This window comes from Nocardioides sp. P5_C9_2, from assembly GCF_054049555.1.
The window spans coordinates 1-14,138 of sequence record NZ_JBFUMD010000003.1; the positions used below are offsets into that span (position 1 = coordinate 1).

The window sequence follows — 14,138 nt, forward strand, 5'->3', positions numbered from 1 at the left end:
GCCTCGAGGGCCGCGGTCAGCTCGGTCCACTCCTCGTCGGAGCCGGTGCACCAGTGGATCGCGTCGGGCTGGGTCAGTGCGGCGATCTCGGTGACCCAGTCGAGGATGCCCTGGTGGGTCGTGGGCTCCCCGCTGGAGGTGGAGGTGGGGGCGTCGGTGGTGGCGGTCATGCGGTGGATCCCTCTCGCGCATTCGCGGCGTACGCCCCCGTGCTGGTGGGCGTCGCCGGCCGTCGAGCGTATCGACGGAGGTGTCGGTGGTAAGCCCGGCGCCATTGCCCGGCCCCGTGCGGGTCCGGCGAGGCTAACCTCGCGCTCGGCGCACTCATATTGGATCGATCCACCGGTGAGAGCCAGGTCACGTCGGCCCCTGACCTGCACGTACGGCGTGGTGCTGGCGTCAGATCGGGGCGTCCGGGTCGATGCTGCGGGTCTCGCTCCGTCGGTCCCGTGACTCCAGCACGTCGCTGAGGTAGACCTTGGGCAGCACCTTGGCGACCGCGAGGGTCACGTAGACGATCGTGTTGATCGCGACGAACGCCGCCAGCACGGCGACGACGTCGTGGCGCAGGAGGCTCTCGGGGAGCAGCAGGCCCATCGGGATCACCTCGGCCACCTCAGTGCTCCATCCGGGCGCCGGACCCGGTCTGCACGACGTGCTTCCAGGTCGCCTGTCGCGCCAGCGAGAGGTCCCAGATGCCCTTGACGTAGACCACGTTGAGGAACATCGCGTAGAAGAGCTCCGGGAAGAGGGACAGCCCGAGCAGCCGGGCCTTCCAGCCGCCGCGCCAGACGGTGACGACGCGCTCGACGGTGAAGACCAGCCCGATGCCGATCCAGAACGGGAACCACACCCAGGTGGAGGTGGCCAGCACCATCAGCAGGATGAGGGTGAGGTACGCGCCGAGGGCGATCACGCCGTACCCGATGCCGAGCTGCTGCATCCAGTAGCGGAACGTCTGGGGGCGCAGCCCGTAGGCGCCGAGGTTCTCCAGCGCTCCCCGCTGCCAGCGCAGCCGTTGCGCCCACAGGGCGCTCCACGACGGCATCACCTCGGTGACCACCGTGCACTCGGCCGGGGAGATCATCAGCGCGCCCAGCGACTTGAGCGCGATGGTCAGCTCGTTGTCCTCGGTGAGCGCGATGGTGTCGTATACGTCGCCCGGCACCCCGGGGAGGGAGGCGCCCCGCTCGGCGGCGACGGCCCGCAGGGCGCGGGGTCGGAACACGGACGCGGTGCCGGTGAGCACGAAGACGCGTCCGCGACGACGTCGCAGGTCCCGCTGGTAGCGGGTGTACTCGTTGCGCTGGAACTGCCCGATCAGTCCGGCCCCGTCCTCCCCGTAGAACAGCCCTCCCACGGCCATCAGCCCCCGGTCGTCGGCGAGCCGCCGGGCGGCGCCCACGAGGAAGTCCGCGTCCAGGGTGGTGTCGGCGTCCATCACCATGACGCAGTCGTTGTCCCCCAGGCCGGGCAGGACCTCGCGGAGCGCCTGGTTGAGGCCGCCCGCCTTCTTGTGCGCGTTGTCGACGGTCTCGAGGACGTCCACCCCGGCGGCCCGCGCGAGCCGGACCGTCGCGTCGGTGCAGTTGTCGGCCACCACCACGACGCGGGCCGGGGGCAGCGACTGGGAGAGCAGGGAGGCGAGGGTCTCGGAGATGCACGACTCCTCGTTGTGGGCCGGGATGAGGACGGTGATCGTGACCGGTCCGGCGTACTCGCCCCGCGTCTCGGACATCACCAGCTTGGGAGCCAGCGGCATCCGGTCGGGGTCCTCGCTGCGGCGCGCACGGGTGACGAGCCGACGTTCGAGCGCGGCGACGCCCGCGGCCAGCAGCAGCGCCACGCCGACCGCCGCGAGCAGGACCCGCGGCGCGGGCATCTCGGTGTCGTAGAAGACCTGCCAGATGCCGAACAGCAGGCCCTCGTCGGGCTGCTCGCCGGCAACGGGGTCCCCGGCGGCGACGGCGACCCAGAGCGCGGCGGCGCCGAGGGCGGCGATCCCGATGATCGCCAGCCCGACCGATCGCTGCAACCACCGCACGAGCACCGAGTCCCCTCTCAATGCGCGGGCTGTTCGGCGACGACGGTCGCCATGAACTGGGCGACGAACTCGTCGTAGGGCACCGGCCTGCCGATGAGGTAGCCCTGCGCGAAGTCCACGCCCTCCTCGCGGCACACCTCGAGGATCGCCGGCTCGGAGACGAACTCCGCGACCGTCTGCTTGCCCAGGTCGCGGGCGATGCCGACGATCGAGCGCATGATCGTGCGGTCCACCTGCGAGTGGTGCACCTGCGCGACGAACTCCCCGTCGATCTTCACGTAGTCGAAGAGCAGGTGCTTGAGGTAGTAGAAGGAGCCGAAGCCGGCGCCGAAGTCGTCCAGCGCGAACGCGCAGCCCAGCTCGGTCATCCGCTCGGCGAAGGCCCGGGCCAGGGCCACGTCGGCGACCGCGGCGGTCTCGGTGATCTCCAGGATCAGCGCCGCCGGGTCCACGTCGTGCCGCACGAGCGACTCCCGGATCGCCAGCTCGATGTCCGGGTGCCCGATCGAGTGCCCCGAGAGGTTGACCTCGAGCTCGAACTCCGGGTCGATCCGGCGCAGCCGCGCCAGCATCGCGAGGCTGTGGTCGACCACCCATGCGTCGACCTGCGGCATCAGCCCGGTGCGCTCGGCGATGTAGACGAAGCGCGAGGGCGGCACCAGCTCGTCCGCGTCCCGCAGTCGCACCAGCACCTCGGCGGAGCTGATCCGGTTGTTCGAGAGGTTCATGATCGGCTGCAGGTGGAGCTCGAAGCGGTCCTGCTCCAGGGCCTCCTCGATGCGGCTCTGCCACTGGAGCCGGGCGGAGAACTTGGGGGGCCGCGTCTCCCCCTCGGGCAGGATCGCGACCTGGTTGCGGCCCGCCTCCTTGGCGTCGTACATCGTCATGTCGGCCAGGGCCAGGATGTCGGTCGCGTGCTCGCTGGCGGACTTGAAGGTCACGGCCCCGATGCTGGCGGTGACGCGGCGGCGTACGCCGTCGAGGGTGGCGGCGTGCTCGCGGATGCGGTCCACGACGTCGCGCCCGACCCGCTCCGCCGCACTCTGGTCGCCGTCGGTCAGCAGCAGCGCGAACTCGTCGCCGCCGAGACGGGCGACGACGTCGGTGTCACGCACCGACCGGCGCAGGATGCCGCCGATGGTGACCAGGAGCTGGTCACCGGCGTTGTGGCCCAGGCTGTCGTTGACCTGCTTGAAGTTGTCGAGGTCGAGCAGCAGCACGGCGCCCGTCTGGCCGTAGCGCCGGCAGCGCTCGAGGTGGCGCTGGAGCTCGGTGTCGAAGCGGCGCCGGTTGGCCAGCCCGGTCAGCACGTCGTGGTCGGCGAGGTGGGCGAGGCGGTCCTCGTAGCGCCGGCGCTCCGAGACGTCGACCACGTTGACCAGCACGATGTCGGGGTCCTCGGACCCGGGGCGACGGAGCAGGCGGCTGCTCAGTCCGACATGGACGTCCTGGCCCCGGTAGTCGCGCAGCACGCAGTCGGAGGCACTGGAGCGGGAGACGTCCTCGAAGATGCGGGCCAGGTGGTCGGCGACGGAGGCGTCGCCCGGCGGGGCCAGCTCGGTGAGCCACATGCCCTCGAGCTCGTCGGGGGGCAGACCGACGGTCCCGCAGAGTGCCGCGTTGACGAACTGGATGCGGCCCGTCGTGTCCAGCACCGCGACCCCGTGGGGTGCGTCGAGGAACAGTCGCTCGCTCTGCTCGGTGGCCGTGCGGGCGGCGCGGGTCTCGCGCTCCATCCGCATCACGATGCGCTGCACGACACGGCCGAGGACCACCGCGATGACGACCAGGACGAAGGCCCGCCGCCAGTCCTCGATCGGGTAGCGGGGAGCGCCGACCAGGATCACCGGGCCCACGATCGTGGCTCCGGCGAGGAAGCTCGCGACGTACAGCTCGCGCTTGGAGCCGGTGATCGCAAGCCACAGGACGGGCACCAGCACCAGCACGGCCATCCCCGAGGCCTGGCCCCCGCCCGCCTCGCGGACGAGCAGGACGAAGAGGAAGGCCAGGTAGGCGGCCGTCGGGTCGACCCAGGTGCGCGGCTCGCGCCGGCTGCTCTCGATGAGCAGGCCCATGATGAGGAGGTAGACGGCTGTCGCCAGGGCCAGCACGACCCACGACACGTCGTACGGCGGAAGCAGCACCGCGAGCAGGCCGAGGCCGCAGACGACGCCGAAGGGGCGCATGAGGCGCAGTGACGGACGACGACGGTTGAACCGGCTGCCGCTCACGTCCTGCGCTGACCCGAGACCTGACATGGTCCGACGAGAGTAGCCGCTGACCGCTCGTCCGCCGCGTCGACGGCCCCGGTCGTGGACCGGGGCCGTCGTCACTCGTCGGGTACGCCGGTCAGGCGCCGTCGTCCGCCAGCGCCTTGGCCACCCGGCGGTGGGCCTCCCAGATCGCCTCCGGCATCCGGTCGAACTGCTCGAGGTGCTCCTCGCGGTGGTCCATCTCCTGCTGCCAGCGGACGTTGTCGATGGACAGGATGGTCTCCAGGTCCTCCGGCGTGATGTCGACGCCCTCGAGGTTGAGCTCCTCCTTCGTCGGCACGATGCCGACCGGCGTCTGCCGACCGCTGACCTCGCCGTTGCGGAGCTGCAGCAGCCACAGCAGCGGACGCAGGTTGTCGCGGTAGCCGGGCCACAGGAAGTGGCCGTCCTGCGGGTCGCGCTGGAACCAGTTGACGTGGGCGAAGATCGGCTGGTCGGTGGCCGCGCCGACGACGTCGAGGTAGTGCTGCGCGTAGTCACCCTCGCCGTACGCCATGAACGGGCGGTTGGACATCGGGTCGTAGCGGAGCACCCCCTCCTTGCCCTCGGCCGCGGCCGTCGCCTCGGCCCCCAGCGTGAGGCCGTCGTAGACACCCTCCGCGAGGTCGTGGATGGCCCGGATCAGTGGCTCCCGGTCGCGCGTGCGGCCGCCGAAGATGATCGCGTCGATCGGGACCCCCGCCGCCGCGTCGTAGTCGGTCGCGATGTTCGGGACGTTGTCCAGGGTCGTGGTGAAGCGGCTGTTGGGGTGCGCCCACGGCGAGGAGTCGCTGTCCTTGCGGTCGGCCAGCGGGGAGCCGGTCCAGTCGAGCCAGCCGTGCACGTCGCTCGGCGGGCTCTTGGTGCGACCCTCCCACCAGACCTCGCCCGTGGTCGGGTTGTAGGCGACGTTGGTGAAGATCGCGTGCGTGCCCGGGTCGATGGAGTGCAGCGCGGTCGGGTTGGTGCGCTCGTTGGTGTCCTTGGCGACGCCGAACACGCCGTACTCGGGGTTCATCCCCATCAGCCGGCCGGTCTCCTCGTCGACCCACAGCCACGCGATGTCGTCGCCGTAGAAGGACACGTGGTAGCGCTCGCCGAGCACGTCGGGTGCCAGCATCATCGCCAGGTTGGTCTTGCCCGAGGCACTCGGGAAGCCGCCACAGATGTGGTAGTCCTTCCCGGTCTCGTTGTCGTGGATGCCGATCAGCATGTACTGCTCGGCGAGGAACTTCTTGCTGGCCCACCCGTCGTACGCACCCTGGCGCAGGCCGTGGGCGATCTTGCCGAGCAGCGCGTTGCCGCCGTACGACGACCCGAAGTGCAGGATGGTGCGCTCGTCGGCGACGGTGACGAAGTAGCGCTGGTCCTCGTCGGTGCCCTGGCCGAGGTTCTCCAGGTCGCCGGTCACGTGGACGGCGCGCACGAAGTGGTCGGGGTCCTCGAGCTCGTCGAGGAAGTGCGCCGCCACCCGCGACATCCGGATCATGTGCAGGACCACCGGGCGGGAGTCGGTGAGCTCGACGCCGGCGGCCCACGGGGCGAGCTCGTTGCCGGGCGGCGACATCAGGTAGGGGATGACGTACATCGTCTTGCCGGCGCTCGCACCGCGCATGCGCTCGTGCAGCATCGGCTTCATCTCCGAGGCCGGGCGCCAGTTGTTGTAGACGCCCCGGTCCTTCTCGTCGTTCGTCGCGACGATCGTGCGCTCCTCGGAGCGGGCGGTGTCTTTGTAGTAGCTGCGCGAGTAGTAGCGGCCCTCGCCGGCGGGCTTCAGCTCCCCGGCCTGGAGCGCCTCCTGGATCAGGCGGGCGTCGTCGGCCGCGCCGACGACCTCGATCCGCTCGGCTCCGGTGAGGGCGGCGTACTCCGCCACGAACTCGCGGACCCTGGGGTTCTCGAGCCCCGCGGCGTCCAGTGCTGCCTCGACATCTGCCATCTGATCTGTGCCTCTCGTGAGGTGGACCGCGGGCGTCTCGACCGCCCCGGTCGCGCAACGTGCCGCCACCATAACGATGCTCGGCGGATTGGAACGCTCCACAGCCGGACGGGTTCTGGGATCCGGGTCACGCTGACCCCCCGGGGTGTGATTTCGGGTTGTCGGCCCGTGTCCGCTACTCTCATCCGGTCGCGCTGTTCGCAGCCAGACGGGCGCCTGTAGCTCAACGGATAGAGCATCTGACTACGGATCAGAAGGTTTGGGGTTCGAATCCCTACAGGCGCGCAGATCGACCCCGGCAGACCTGACGGTGTGCCGGGGTCCTCGTCATTTCTGCCTCGTGCGGCGGGGACGCCACGGTGACCCTGCGCCGCACGCATCCGCGCGTATCGTGGAGAAGCAATGATCCGCCCGGCCGGTCGCTCGCTCGCCACAGGCGCGCTGGCCGCTGCGGTGCTGATTGCGGCTCTCGCGTTCTGTCGACCGACGGCGCCGGTCCCGGGCGCCGAGGGTGGAGACGCGTCCCGGTCGGGAGCGGCTGCATCGACCGTCACGCTCGTGCAGATGAACGTGTGCCTCTCGGGCCTGGCCGGCTGCTTCGACGCGGGCTACCCGGACATCGTCGACGAGGCGGTGTCGCGGATCCTGGCGGCTGGACCGGATGCGGTGACCATGACCGAGGCCTGCCGCCTCGACGCCGTCCAGATCGCACGACGCACGAGATACCACGTCCGCTTCGTGCCCGTGGTCTACGCCGGCGCACCTCTCCCCTGCGTCGATCCGCGCGGCCGCGGCCTGTTCGGGCTTGCCGTGCTGACGAGGAGACCCGTCGTCAGCTCGGAGAGCGACGCGTTTCGGGCACAGGCCGAGCTGGAGGAGCGTCGTTGGCTGTGCGTCTCCACGGCTGACGGCATCGAGGTCTGCACCGCACATCTGGAGACGCCGACCTCGCGCGCCACGGATGCGACGAACGACGCCCAGTGTGCGGAGCTCGGCGTGGTGCTCACGCACCGCACGTCGCGGTTCGGGCTCTTCGGCGGAGACCTGAACCGCCGCGGATCCTGCGCGCCCCCCGGAGCCTGGAGCCGCACCGACGCTGCGTCCGAGCGGCTGCCGGGCATCCAGCACGTCTACGGGAGCCCGGCGTTCGAGGACCCGGTCGCGCAGGTGCTGCCGTGGCCGTTCAGTGACCACGACCTGCTCGTCGTCAGCGCGCACGTCGTGCGACGCGGTGGATCGTCACTGCCACCAGGAGCACCGCGGCGAGCAGCAGCCACATCACCGACCCCGGCGCGTCGGCCGTCGCCGACGCGCCGGGGAGGGCGTCCCGAGACACCGAGGCCGCGGCACTTCCGGGGTGAGCGCCTGCGACGACGGTGAACCAGAGGCGGCCGGCGATCACATGACCGTCGGCCCCCACGACGCGATACATCACGGTGTGGCGCCCCGGCACCTCGAGGGCCAGGCGCGCGTCCACGGAGGCGCCGAACGTGCCGGCGAGGCTCACCGGCACCTCCTCGCCCCCGGGGCCCTGGACCGTGATCGCCGCCCCCGCGGCGAGCAGGTCGCCGCGGAACGTCAGGACGAGCCGGTCGAGGTCGAGGGAGACCCGCTCGCCCTGGGCCGGGGTACTGGCGACCAGCTCGGTGTGGGCCTCCGCGGGTGAGGGCAGGGTGCTCAGGACGAGGGCTGCCAGCACGAGCACCAGCCGCAGGAGGCGCCGTGGCACCCGCAGCCGGCCCGGGCCGGCGGTGCTGTCTGTCGTGATGTGCATGAGTCCTCACGGTGCCGGCGCGGGCTTGGGCGAACCTTGGAGCGGACCCTCCCCGAACAGCCGCCCGGCCAGCGGGGTGATCGGTCGACCTCCGTCGGCGGCGGACCTGATCGCGTCCACCAGGTGGCGGTGCGAGCCGTCCTTCTCGAGGTAGCCGCACGCGCCGGCGCTGAAGGCGGAGTGGACGAGCCGCCGGGTGCAGAAGGCGCTCAGGATCACGACACGCACGTCCGGCAGCAGCCGGCACWGGTCGACGGCCACGTCGATGCCGCTGCGATCGGGCAGCTTGATGTCGAGGAGGACCACGCGCGGCTTGGCGCGCACGCCGACGGTCAACGCCTCGGTGCCGTCCGCCGCGATCCCGACGAGCTCGAGGTCAGGCTCCTGCTGGACCACGTAGGACAGGGTCTCGCGCAGCAACCGGTTGTCCTCGACGAGCATCACGGTGGTAGCGATGGCGGCCTCCTCGGAGGGCAACGGTCGGAGCCGGAGGTTGTATCTTCTACGACCCACCTTGGGGCGAGGTTGGGCTACGCGGGCGCCGGCTTCGCGGGGAACCTCGCGACCAGCGCGGCCCCTCCGGTCGGGACGGGTCGGAGCTCGAGCGCGCCACCGAGGTCGTGCAGGGTGTCGCGCAACAGGGTGAGGCCCAGGTGCCCCTCCGCGCTGTCCCAGCCGCCCTCGGTCGTGTCCGTCGGCGGGGCTGCGCCGACGACGGCCTGGCCCGGCCCCTGGCCGTCGTCCTGCACCCGCACGGAGACCTGGCCGTCGTGCTCCGTGACCTCGACCAGGACCCGGCTGGCCCCGGCGTGCTTGACGACGTTGCGCAGCGCCTCCCGCACGATCCGGTAGACGAGCCGGCCGCCCTCGTCGGAGGTGGACAGTCCCTCCTGCACGACGACGTCGGCCACCAGGCCGCTGTCGGCCACGCCCGAGCGGACCAGGTGCTCGACGGCGTCTCGGAGGCCCTCCCCCTCGAGGTCGGGTGGATACAGGTCGGCGATCAACGAGCGCAACATGGCCGTGTCGTGCTGGAGGATGTCGGTCGCCCGCTCCAGGACCGACCGGGCTTCCCCCTGGTCGCTGTCCCGCATCTCCCGGGTCACGGTCGGGAGCACGTAGGCCAGACCTGCCAGGTCCTGGATCACCCCGTCGTGCAGGTCCGCGGCGATCCGACGACGTTCGAGGTCGGACGCCAGCAGGGCGTGCCGCATCATCCTGGACTCGGCGAGCTGCGCGCGTTCCACGCGACGGGAGAGCGAGACCGCCAGCGGGAGCACGATCGCCAGGAACAGCACGAGTGCTCCCGTCACCAGGGGCACGAAGGCGAGCACGATGGTGTCCGCGTCGTCCTCCATCCGGTCGACCGGGAGGTAGGCCTCGAAGACGAGGGGCGCGCCGTCGGCGTCGAAGGTGCCGACGTAGACCTCCAACAGCTCGCCCTCGTCACGCTCGGAGTAGTTCTCGTCCTTGGAGAGGTCCGACAGCTCCGCCGTCACCTTCGTGGTCCCGAACAGCACCGCCACGTCGTCGTCGAGGTCGAAGCGCTGGCCGACCAGGTCCTGCTCGTCGGCCCAGATGATCCGGCCGTCGACGTCCCAGAGCTTCACGTGGCGAAGGCTGCCGTCGGCGATGCGGTTGCCCATCACCAGGTCCAGGTCGCCGCTGGAGCCCACGGGATCGCGGCGTACCGAGCGGTCGACCAGCGGGGCGGCCAGCCGGTCGGCGACCCCGGCACCCTGCTCGCTGGCGTACTCGAGAGCCTGGTGCCGAGCGATGCGCTCGGCGATCAGGATCGTGCCTGCGGTCAGGACGAGGAGCGCCACGAGGCTGGACAGCGTGAACCGGAGCACGGCCGAACGCACCGCCGAGCCCGGCCGAGGCACGCGCCGGGTCCACGAGTCATCCTCGGCCGTCACCGATGAGCCCTTGGGTGCGTGCCACCGCCACGGCCTCGAGCTGGGAGTGGGCGCCGAGCTTGGCGAGCAGCGCCTTGACGTAGCCACGGCAGGTGTGGACGGAGATCTCCAGGTCGCCGGCGATCGCGCGTACGTCGCGGCCCTGCGCGAGCAGGTCCAGGACCCGTCGCTCACGGGGCGTCAGGTCGGGGACAGGGCTCACCACCGGCATCGACCGGTGGTCCTCCACCACCAGCTCGTGCAGGAGCGCGGGATGGACGAAGAACTTTCCGGGGCGGGCGGCGCGCACGCTCTGGAGCAGGTCGGGGAGCGACCCGTCCTTGGGCATGAGGGCGCAGGCGCCCGCGGTGGCGGCCCGGCGCATCACCTGCCGGTCCCCGTGAGCGGTCAGCACGACGACGCGCAGCTCCGGGCGCGCCGCCAGCATCTCCCTCGCGAGGTCGAGGCCGTCCTCGGCCTTGAGGTTGACGTCCATGAGCACGACGTCCGGGCGGTGCTGGAGCTCGAGGGCACGCGCTCGGGCGGAATCGTGCGCGGCCCCGATGCACTCGAGGTCGGGCTCGGCGTCCAGCGCCATCCTCACGAGATCGGTGAAGGTCCTGTGATCGTCGACGACCAGGACCGTGTCGGGCCCGCGATCGTGCGGCGCCCGCGTGAGACCCCCGGTCATCGTGCCCCCTCGCTGTGTGTACCCGAGTCTCCTCAGATGCACCGGGGCTGTCATCCCTCACCTGAGGGACCGCGCGACACGCGCGCGCACCCACCGAGGGTGGTGCTCAGGCCACCAGGTCCGACGCGACCCGGACCAGGGCCTGGTCGCTGTACGCCTCCTCCAGGCCGGGGACGGACGACACGGCACGACGCAGCAGACCCAGGAGGATCCTGACCTCCTCCCGCGCGTCCTGGCCCGCGCCCGAAGGATCGCCGCCGTCGGCCCGCAGGATCTGCAGGTAGAGGTCCTGGCTCGAGGCGCAGGGATCGGTGCCGAGCTCGGACGCCAGACGGCTGCGCAGGGTGAGGAAGGCGCGCAGCGCCTCGGTCGGACGACCGAGCGACCACAGTGCCCTCATCAGGAGGCACCAGGCGTCCTCGGCCAGGCCGTCGGCCGTGGTCGCCTGCCGGGCCATCCGCACGGCCAGGTCGTGCTCGCCCAGGCTGATGGCGTGGCTCGCGGCGAGCGTCGTGGCCCCGACCAGCTCGCGCCGGAAGGTCTCCCGCTCCGCGCCCGCCCAGCCCTCGTAGGGCACCCCCGCGAGCAGCGGACCACCGACGAGGGCCAGCGCCTCCTCGATGCCGGCGAGCGCCGCCCGCGGGTCCGCCTCCGGGCCGGCCCGCCGGACCAGGCGGCGGAAGTCGAGCAGGTCGACGCTCACGCCGGCGGGGTCCAGCACGTAGCCGCGCATCACGGTCGACAGGACCGACCCGCGACCCCGGCCCAGCCCGAGGCTGCGGCGCAGCACGCAGACGTAGCTCTCGAGCGTCCCGAGGTACGACGGCGGCGGGTGGCCCGCCCACAACAGCTCGGCGAGCCGGTCCTTCGGCACCGGGACCCCCGCCGACAGCGCGAGGATCTCCAGGATCTGCCGGGGCTTGGCCCCACCGAGGTCCACGGACGGGACCGGAGCGCCGTCGACGGCCACCCTCGTCGTCCCGAAGAGCTTGATCTCCAACATGAGTCCCCCACTCGACGATCTCCGATGCCCCGAGTGGCAGGACCAGTCTGCGGATCGAGGGGTCGCGACGACAGCCTCACGTGGGGTGGAGGACCCCCCGAAATTCGGGTGGTCGGCCCCGCCTGGTCCCGATGGCCCGAAAGGACTATGAGGCGCCCCCGCGCCGCACGGCCCCGGGGGGACGTGCGGCTCGTGGATGAGCGCGTCGTGCTCAGCGACGCCTGAAGGTGAACGCCAGCCGGCTCCCTCCCATGGTGCTGACCGCGCTGACGGTCGTCTGCGTCCCCGGCGCCACGCCGCCTGCTCCGCGGAAGCTCCACGCCCCCACCGCGTCCACGTTGGTGAAGCCCAGGACGCGACCGGTCAACGCCTGCCCGAGCACGACCGCCACCCGCTGGCCGGCCAGGATGCTGCTCGTGCCGCTGACCCGCCACTCGTTGCCGGCGCGGTACTCCGCCGCACCGATCACGAGGCTCTCGGGGAGGGGGGACACCGTGACCTCGTCGGCGACCTGCTGTCCGCCCTGACCGGTCACCGTCAGTCGCAGGACGACCGGGGTCGAGCTGGTGGTGTACGCCGGGTTGGCGCTCGCCGTGCTGGTGGGCAGGCCCATGAGCGGCATGACGAAGGTCGGCCGGGCCGAGGCGGCACCGCTCAGGGTCACCGTCGGACCGCTCACCTGGGTCCAGGCGTACGTGTCGGCGAGCGCGCTCCGGGAACCGTCCAGCGCGACCGTCGACCCACGTCGCGCCGTGCCGTCGGCGCCGGCGTCCGCGGTGGGGGTCGGCACGGGCTGCGTCGGGTCGGGGGCGACGACGGTCACCTGCACCACCACGGGCTCGCTGGTCCCGGCTGGACCCGAGACCACCAGCTCGAACGCGAGCGGACCGTCGTACCCGGCGGGGGCGTTGAAGGTCGCCACGGACGTCGCGGCGCCGCTCAACGACACCCGGTTCGCGTCGGTGACCGGCACCTCCACCGTGGACGGCTGGGTTCCCGTCGTCCCGTCGGGCAGCGTGACCTCGACGTCCTCGGTCAGGGCGGCGGGAACCTGACGCCAGGCCCACGTCGAGATGGTCCCGGTCGACCCTGTCCCGGTGAGCGTCACGCGCTGACCCGGAGCCGCGTCCAGCGGGCTCGCGAACGCCGCCGCGACCGGCCTGTCGGCCTGCATCCCGGCACCACGTGCGGTGATCGGGACGACGGCCGAGCCGCCCTTGTCGGAGGTGACGGTCACGGTCGCCGTCGGCGCCACGGTCGCGATCTGCGCCCGGCCGTCGACGAGCGGCACCCCGAGGACCGACAGCCGGCCGGGGGTGCTGTCCTGGTCGCTCGAGGACGCGGTGACGGTCAGCAGGTCGGCGTCCGCGTCGTACTCCGCCCTGGTCACCGTGACGACGTCGGTGAGCCGCACCTGCTTCTGGGCCACGGGCGTGTCGCTGGTGTTGACCACGGTGACCGACCGCCCGTCGGGTGAGGTGTCGACCGCGACACGGCCGTAGTAGACGCCGCGGTCGCCCTCCAGCCCTGTCTCGATGAAGCCGAGTCCCGCGTCCTTGACGTGGATCGACTGCCCGGCGTCGGACGTGGCGTACACGTCGACGAAGCCGGYACCGTCGGCACCGACGCTGTAGGTCGCCTGCTGCACGTCGACCCCGGCATTGGTGGCCAAGCGCCCCTGGACGCTGAGGGTGCTCGTGCGCGCCACCTCGGTCCACACGCCGTCGACCCTCCGCTCCACCGAGACGTAGTTGGTGCCGTACGGGCTGCCCACGATCGCGTGCTCCACACCCGGGTCACCGATGTAGCCGGCCGGCGCGGCCGGGGCCACGGTCGGGTCCCACCGCAGGAACGGGCCGACCCGGCTGGCCAGCGCCTGCCCGAACGCACCGGGGGTGGTGCCGATGTCCTGGGTGTAGTTGATGCCGTCCCCCTGCACCACGAACTGGTCCACGCCGTACGGGTGGGTCACCCGGTACTCACCGTCCGCGATGCCCTTGTCCCGGATGCGGATCCGCCCGAAGACCATCTGGTCGCCGTCGACGACCTCGCCCGCCGCCCAGGCGCCCTCGAGGTCCATCCCGACGGTCATGTCGACGCCCGGACCGGTCACCTCCGCCCCGGCGAGCTGGTAGAAGAACTCCCCCGGGAAGTTGTCCGGGTAGGACACCGGCGCGTCCGGGTCGGGCACCTCGTCGGGCAGCGTCGGGCACAGCGGGTCGTCCAGGGTGGTGCACGCCTCCAGGCGCACCCCGTTCGAGTCGCGGTACCAGGCCGGGAAGCCGTGCTCGGCGGTCGGCCCCACCTCGACCAGGCGTCCGGTGCGCACCTTCAGGGTGCCGTCGCTCGCGGTCGGCGCCACCGGTACGGCGAGCGCGCTGGCCGCGGCGCCCGTCACGAGCGCGGCGGCCAGGAGGGCGACGAGCCCTCGAGGGCTCCTCAGCCTCCGGCCCGCGCCCCGTGGGCCATGAAGTCTCGTTGTCGTTCCCATGGTGGTCAGCTCCTGTCCAGGCAGGCTGCCTGTAAGTGGTGCCACG

Annotated in this window: 10 protein-coding genes, 1 tRNA gene and 2 pseudogenes; 2 read left to right on the forward strand and 11 right to left on the reverse strand. The window is 71.8% G+C overall.

The genetic code is table 11. From position 1 onward, the window contains the following. From ACXJKL_RS00280 to ACXJKL_RS00300, 5 genes and pseudogenes are all read right to left on the reverse strand, one after another. Positions 1-275 (reverse strand): annotated as a pseudogene (locus tag ACXJKL_RS00280) (hypothetical protein); the annotation flags it as partial. Positions 276-399: 124 nt separating this feature from the next. Then, the gene (locus ACXJKL_RS00285; RefSeq protein ID WP_457205045.1) at positions 400-615 is read right to left on the reverse strand and encodes a hypothetical protein; all 216 of its coding nucleotides are present in this window, start codon (positions 613-615) and stop codon (positions 400-402) included. A 1-nt stretch (position 616) separates the two neighbouring features. After that, a complete protein-coding gene (locus ACXJKL_RS00290; RefSeq protein ID WP_457205046.1) occupies positions 617-2,050 on the reverse strand; it encodes a glycosyltransferase family 2 protein in 1,434 nt (477 codons plus the stop codon). An 11-nt stretch (positions 2,051-2,061) separates the two neighbouring features. Next, positions 2,062-4,302 (reverse strand): putative bifunctional diguanylate cyclase/phosphodiesterase, encoded by a 2,241-nt coding sequence (locus ACXJKL_RS00295; protein ID WP_457205047.1) that lies wholly within the window; start codon positions 4,300-4,302, stop codon positions 2,062-2,064. Between the two features lie 91 nt (positions 4,303-4,393). After that, positions 4,394-6,235, reverse strand: a complete 1,842-nt coding sequence (locus ACXJKL_RS00300) for a phosphoenolpyruvate carboxykinase (GTP) (protein WP_457205048.1) — start codon at positions 6,233-6,235, stop codon at positions 4,394-4,396. 212 nt (positions 6,236-6,447) lie between these two features. On the opposite strand from ACXJKL_RS00300, the gene ACXJKL_RS00305 reads away from it, so the two are divergent. Both ACXJKL_RS00305 and ACXJKL_RS00310 read left to right on the forward strand, forming a co-directional pair. Then, positions 6,448-6,520, forward strand: a tRNA-Arg gene (locus ACXJKL_RS00305). 279 nt (positions 6,521-6,799) lie between these two features. Further along, positions 6,800-7,417: pseudogene (locus ACXJKL_RS00310) on the forward strand (endonuclease/exonuclease/phosphatase family protein); the annotation flags it as partial. Positions 7,418-7,442: 25 nt separating this feature from the next. Here ACXJKL_RS00310 and ACXJKL_RS00315 read toward each other — a convergent pair. The 6 genes from ACXJKL_RS00315 to ACXJKL_RS00340 form a co-directional block, all read right to left on the reverse strand. Further along, complete coding sequence (locus ACXJKL_RS00315) at positions 7,443-8,009, reverse strand: copper resistance CopC family protein (RefSeq protein ID WP_457205049.1); 567 nt, start codon at positions 8,007-8,009, stop codon at positions 7,443-7,445. A gap of 6 nt (positions 8,010-8,015) precedes the next feature. Beyond that, positions 8,016-8,486, reverse strand: a complete 471-nt coding sequence (locus tag ACXJKL_RS00320) for a response regulator (protein ID WP_457205050.1) — start codon at positions 8,484-8,486, stop codon at positions 8,016-8,018. A gap of 53 nt (positions 8,487-8,539) precedes the next feature. Next, a complete protein-coding gene (locus tag ACXJKL_RS00325) occupies positions 8,540-9,928 on the reverse strand; it encodes a sensor histidine kinase (protein ID WP_457205051.1) in 1,389 nt (462 codons plus the stop codon). Further along, positions 9,912-10,598 carry a response regulator gene (locus ACXJKL_RS00330; protein ID WP_457205052.1) on the reverse strand — a complete coding sequence of 229 codons (687 nt, stop codon included), beginning with the start codon at positions 10,596-10,598 and terminating at the stop codon, positions 9,912-9,914. The genes ACXJKL_RS00325 and ACXJKL_RS00330 overlap by 17 nt, the downstream gene beginning before the upstream one ends. A 106-nt stretch (positions 10,599-10,704) precedes the next feature. Continuing rightward, positions 10,705-11,601: an AfsR/SARP family transcriptional regulator gene (locus ACXJKL_RS00335; RefSeq protein WP_457205053.1), complete on the reverse strand. Its 897-nt coding sequence runs from the start codon at positions 11,599-11,601 to the stop codon at positions 10,705-10,707. Positions 11,602-11,812: 211 nt separating this feature from the next. Further along, on the reverse strand, positions 11,813-14,092 hold the full coding sequence (locus ACXJKL_RS00340; protein ID WP_457205054.1) for a hypothetical protein: 2,280 nt from the start codon (positions 14,090-14,092) through the stop codon (positions 11,813-11,815). Between the last annotated feature and the right edge of the window lie 46 nt (positions 14,093-14,138).

Coding starts and splice junctions, on each gene's coding strand:
- ACXJKL_RS00330 (WP_457205052.1), bottom strand. CDS start 10,598: ATGACCGGGGGTCTCACGCGGGCGCCGCACGATCGCGGGCCCGACACG.
- ACXJKL_RS00295 (WP_457205047.1), bottom strand. CDS start 4,302: ATGTCAGGTCTCGGGTCAGCGCAGGACGTGAGCGGCAGCCGGTTCAAC.
- ACXJKL_RS00315 (WP_457205049.1), bottom strand. CDS start 8,009: ATGCACATCACGACAGACAGCACCGCCGGCCCGGGCCGGCTGCGGGTG.
- ACXJKL_RS00335 (WP_457205053.1), bottom strand. CDS start 11,601: ATGTTGGAGATCAAGCTCTTCGGGACGACGAGGGTGGCCGTCGACGGC.
- ACXJKL_RS00300 (WP_457205048.1), bottom strand. CDS start 6,235: ATGGCAGATGTCGAGGCAGCACTGGACGCCGCGGGGCTCGAGAACCCC.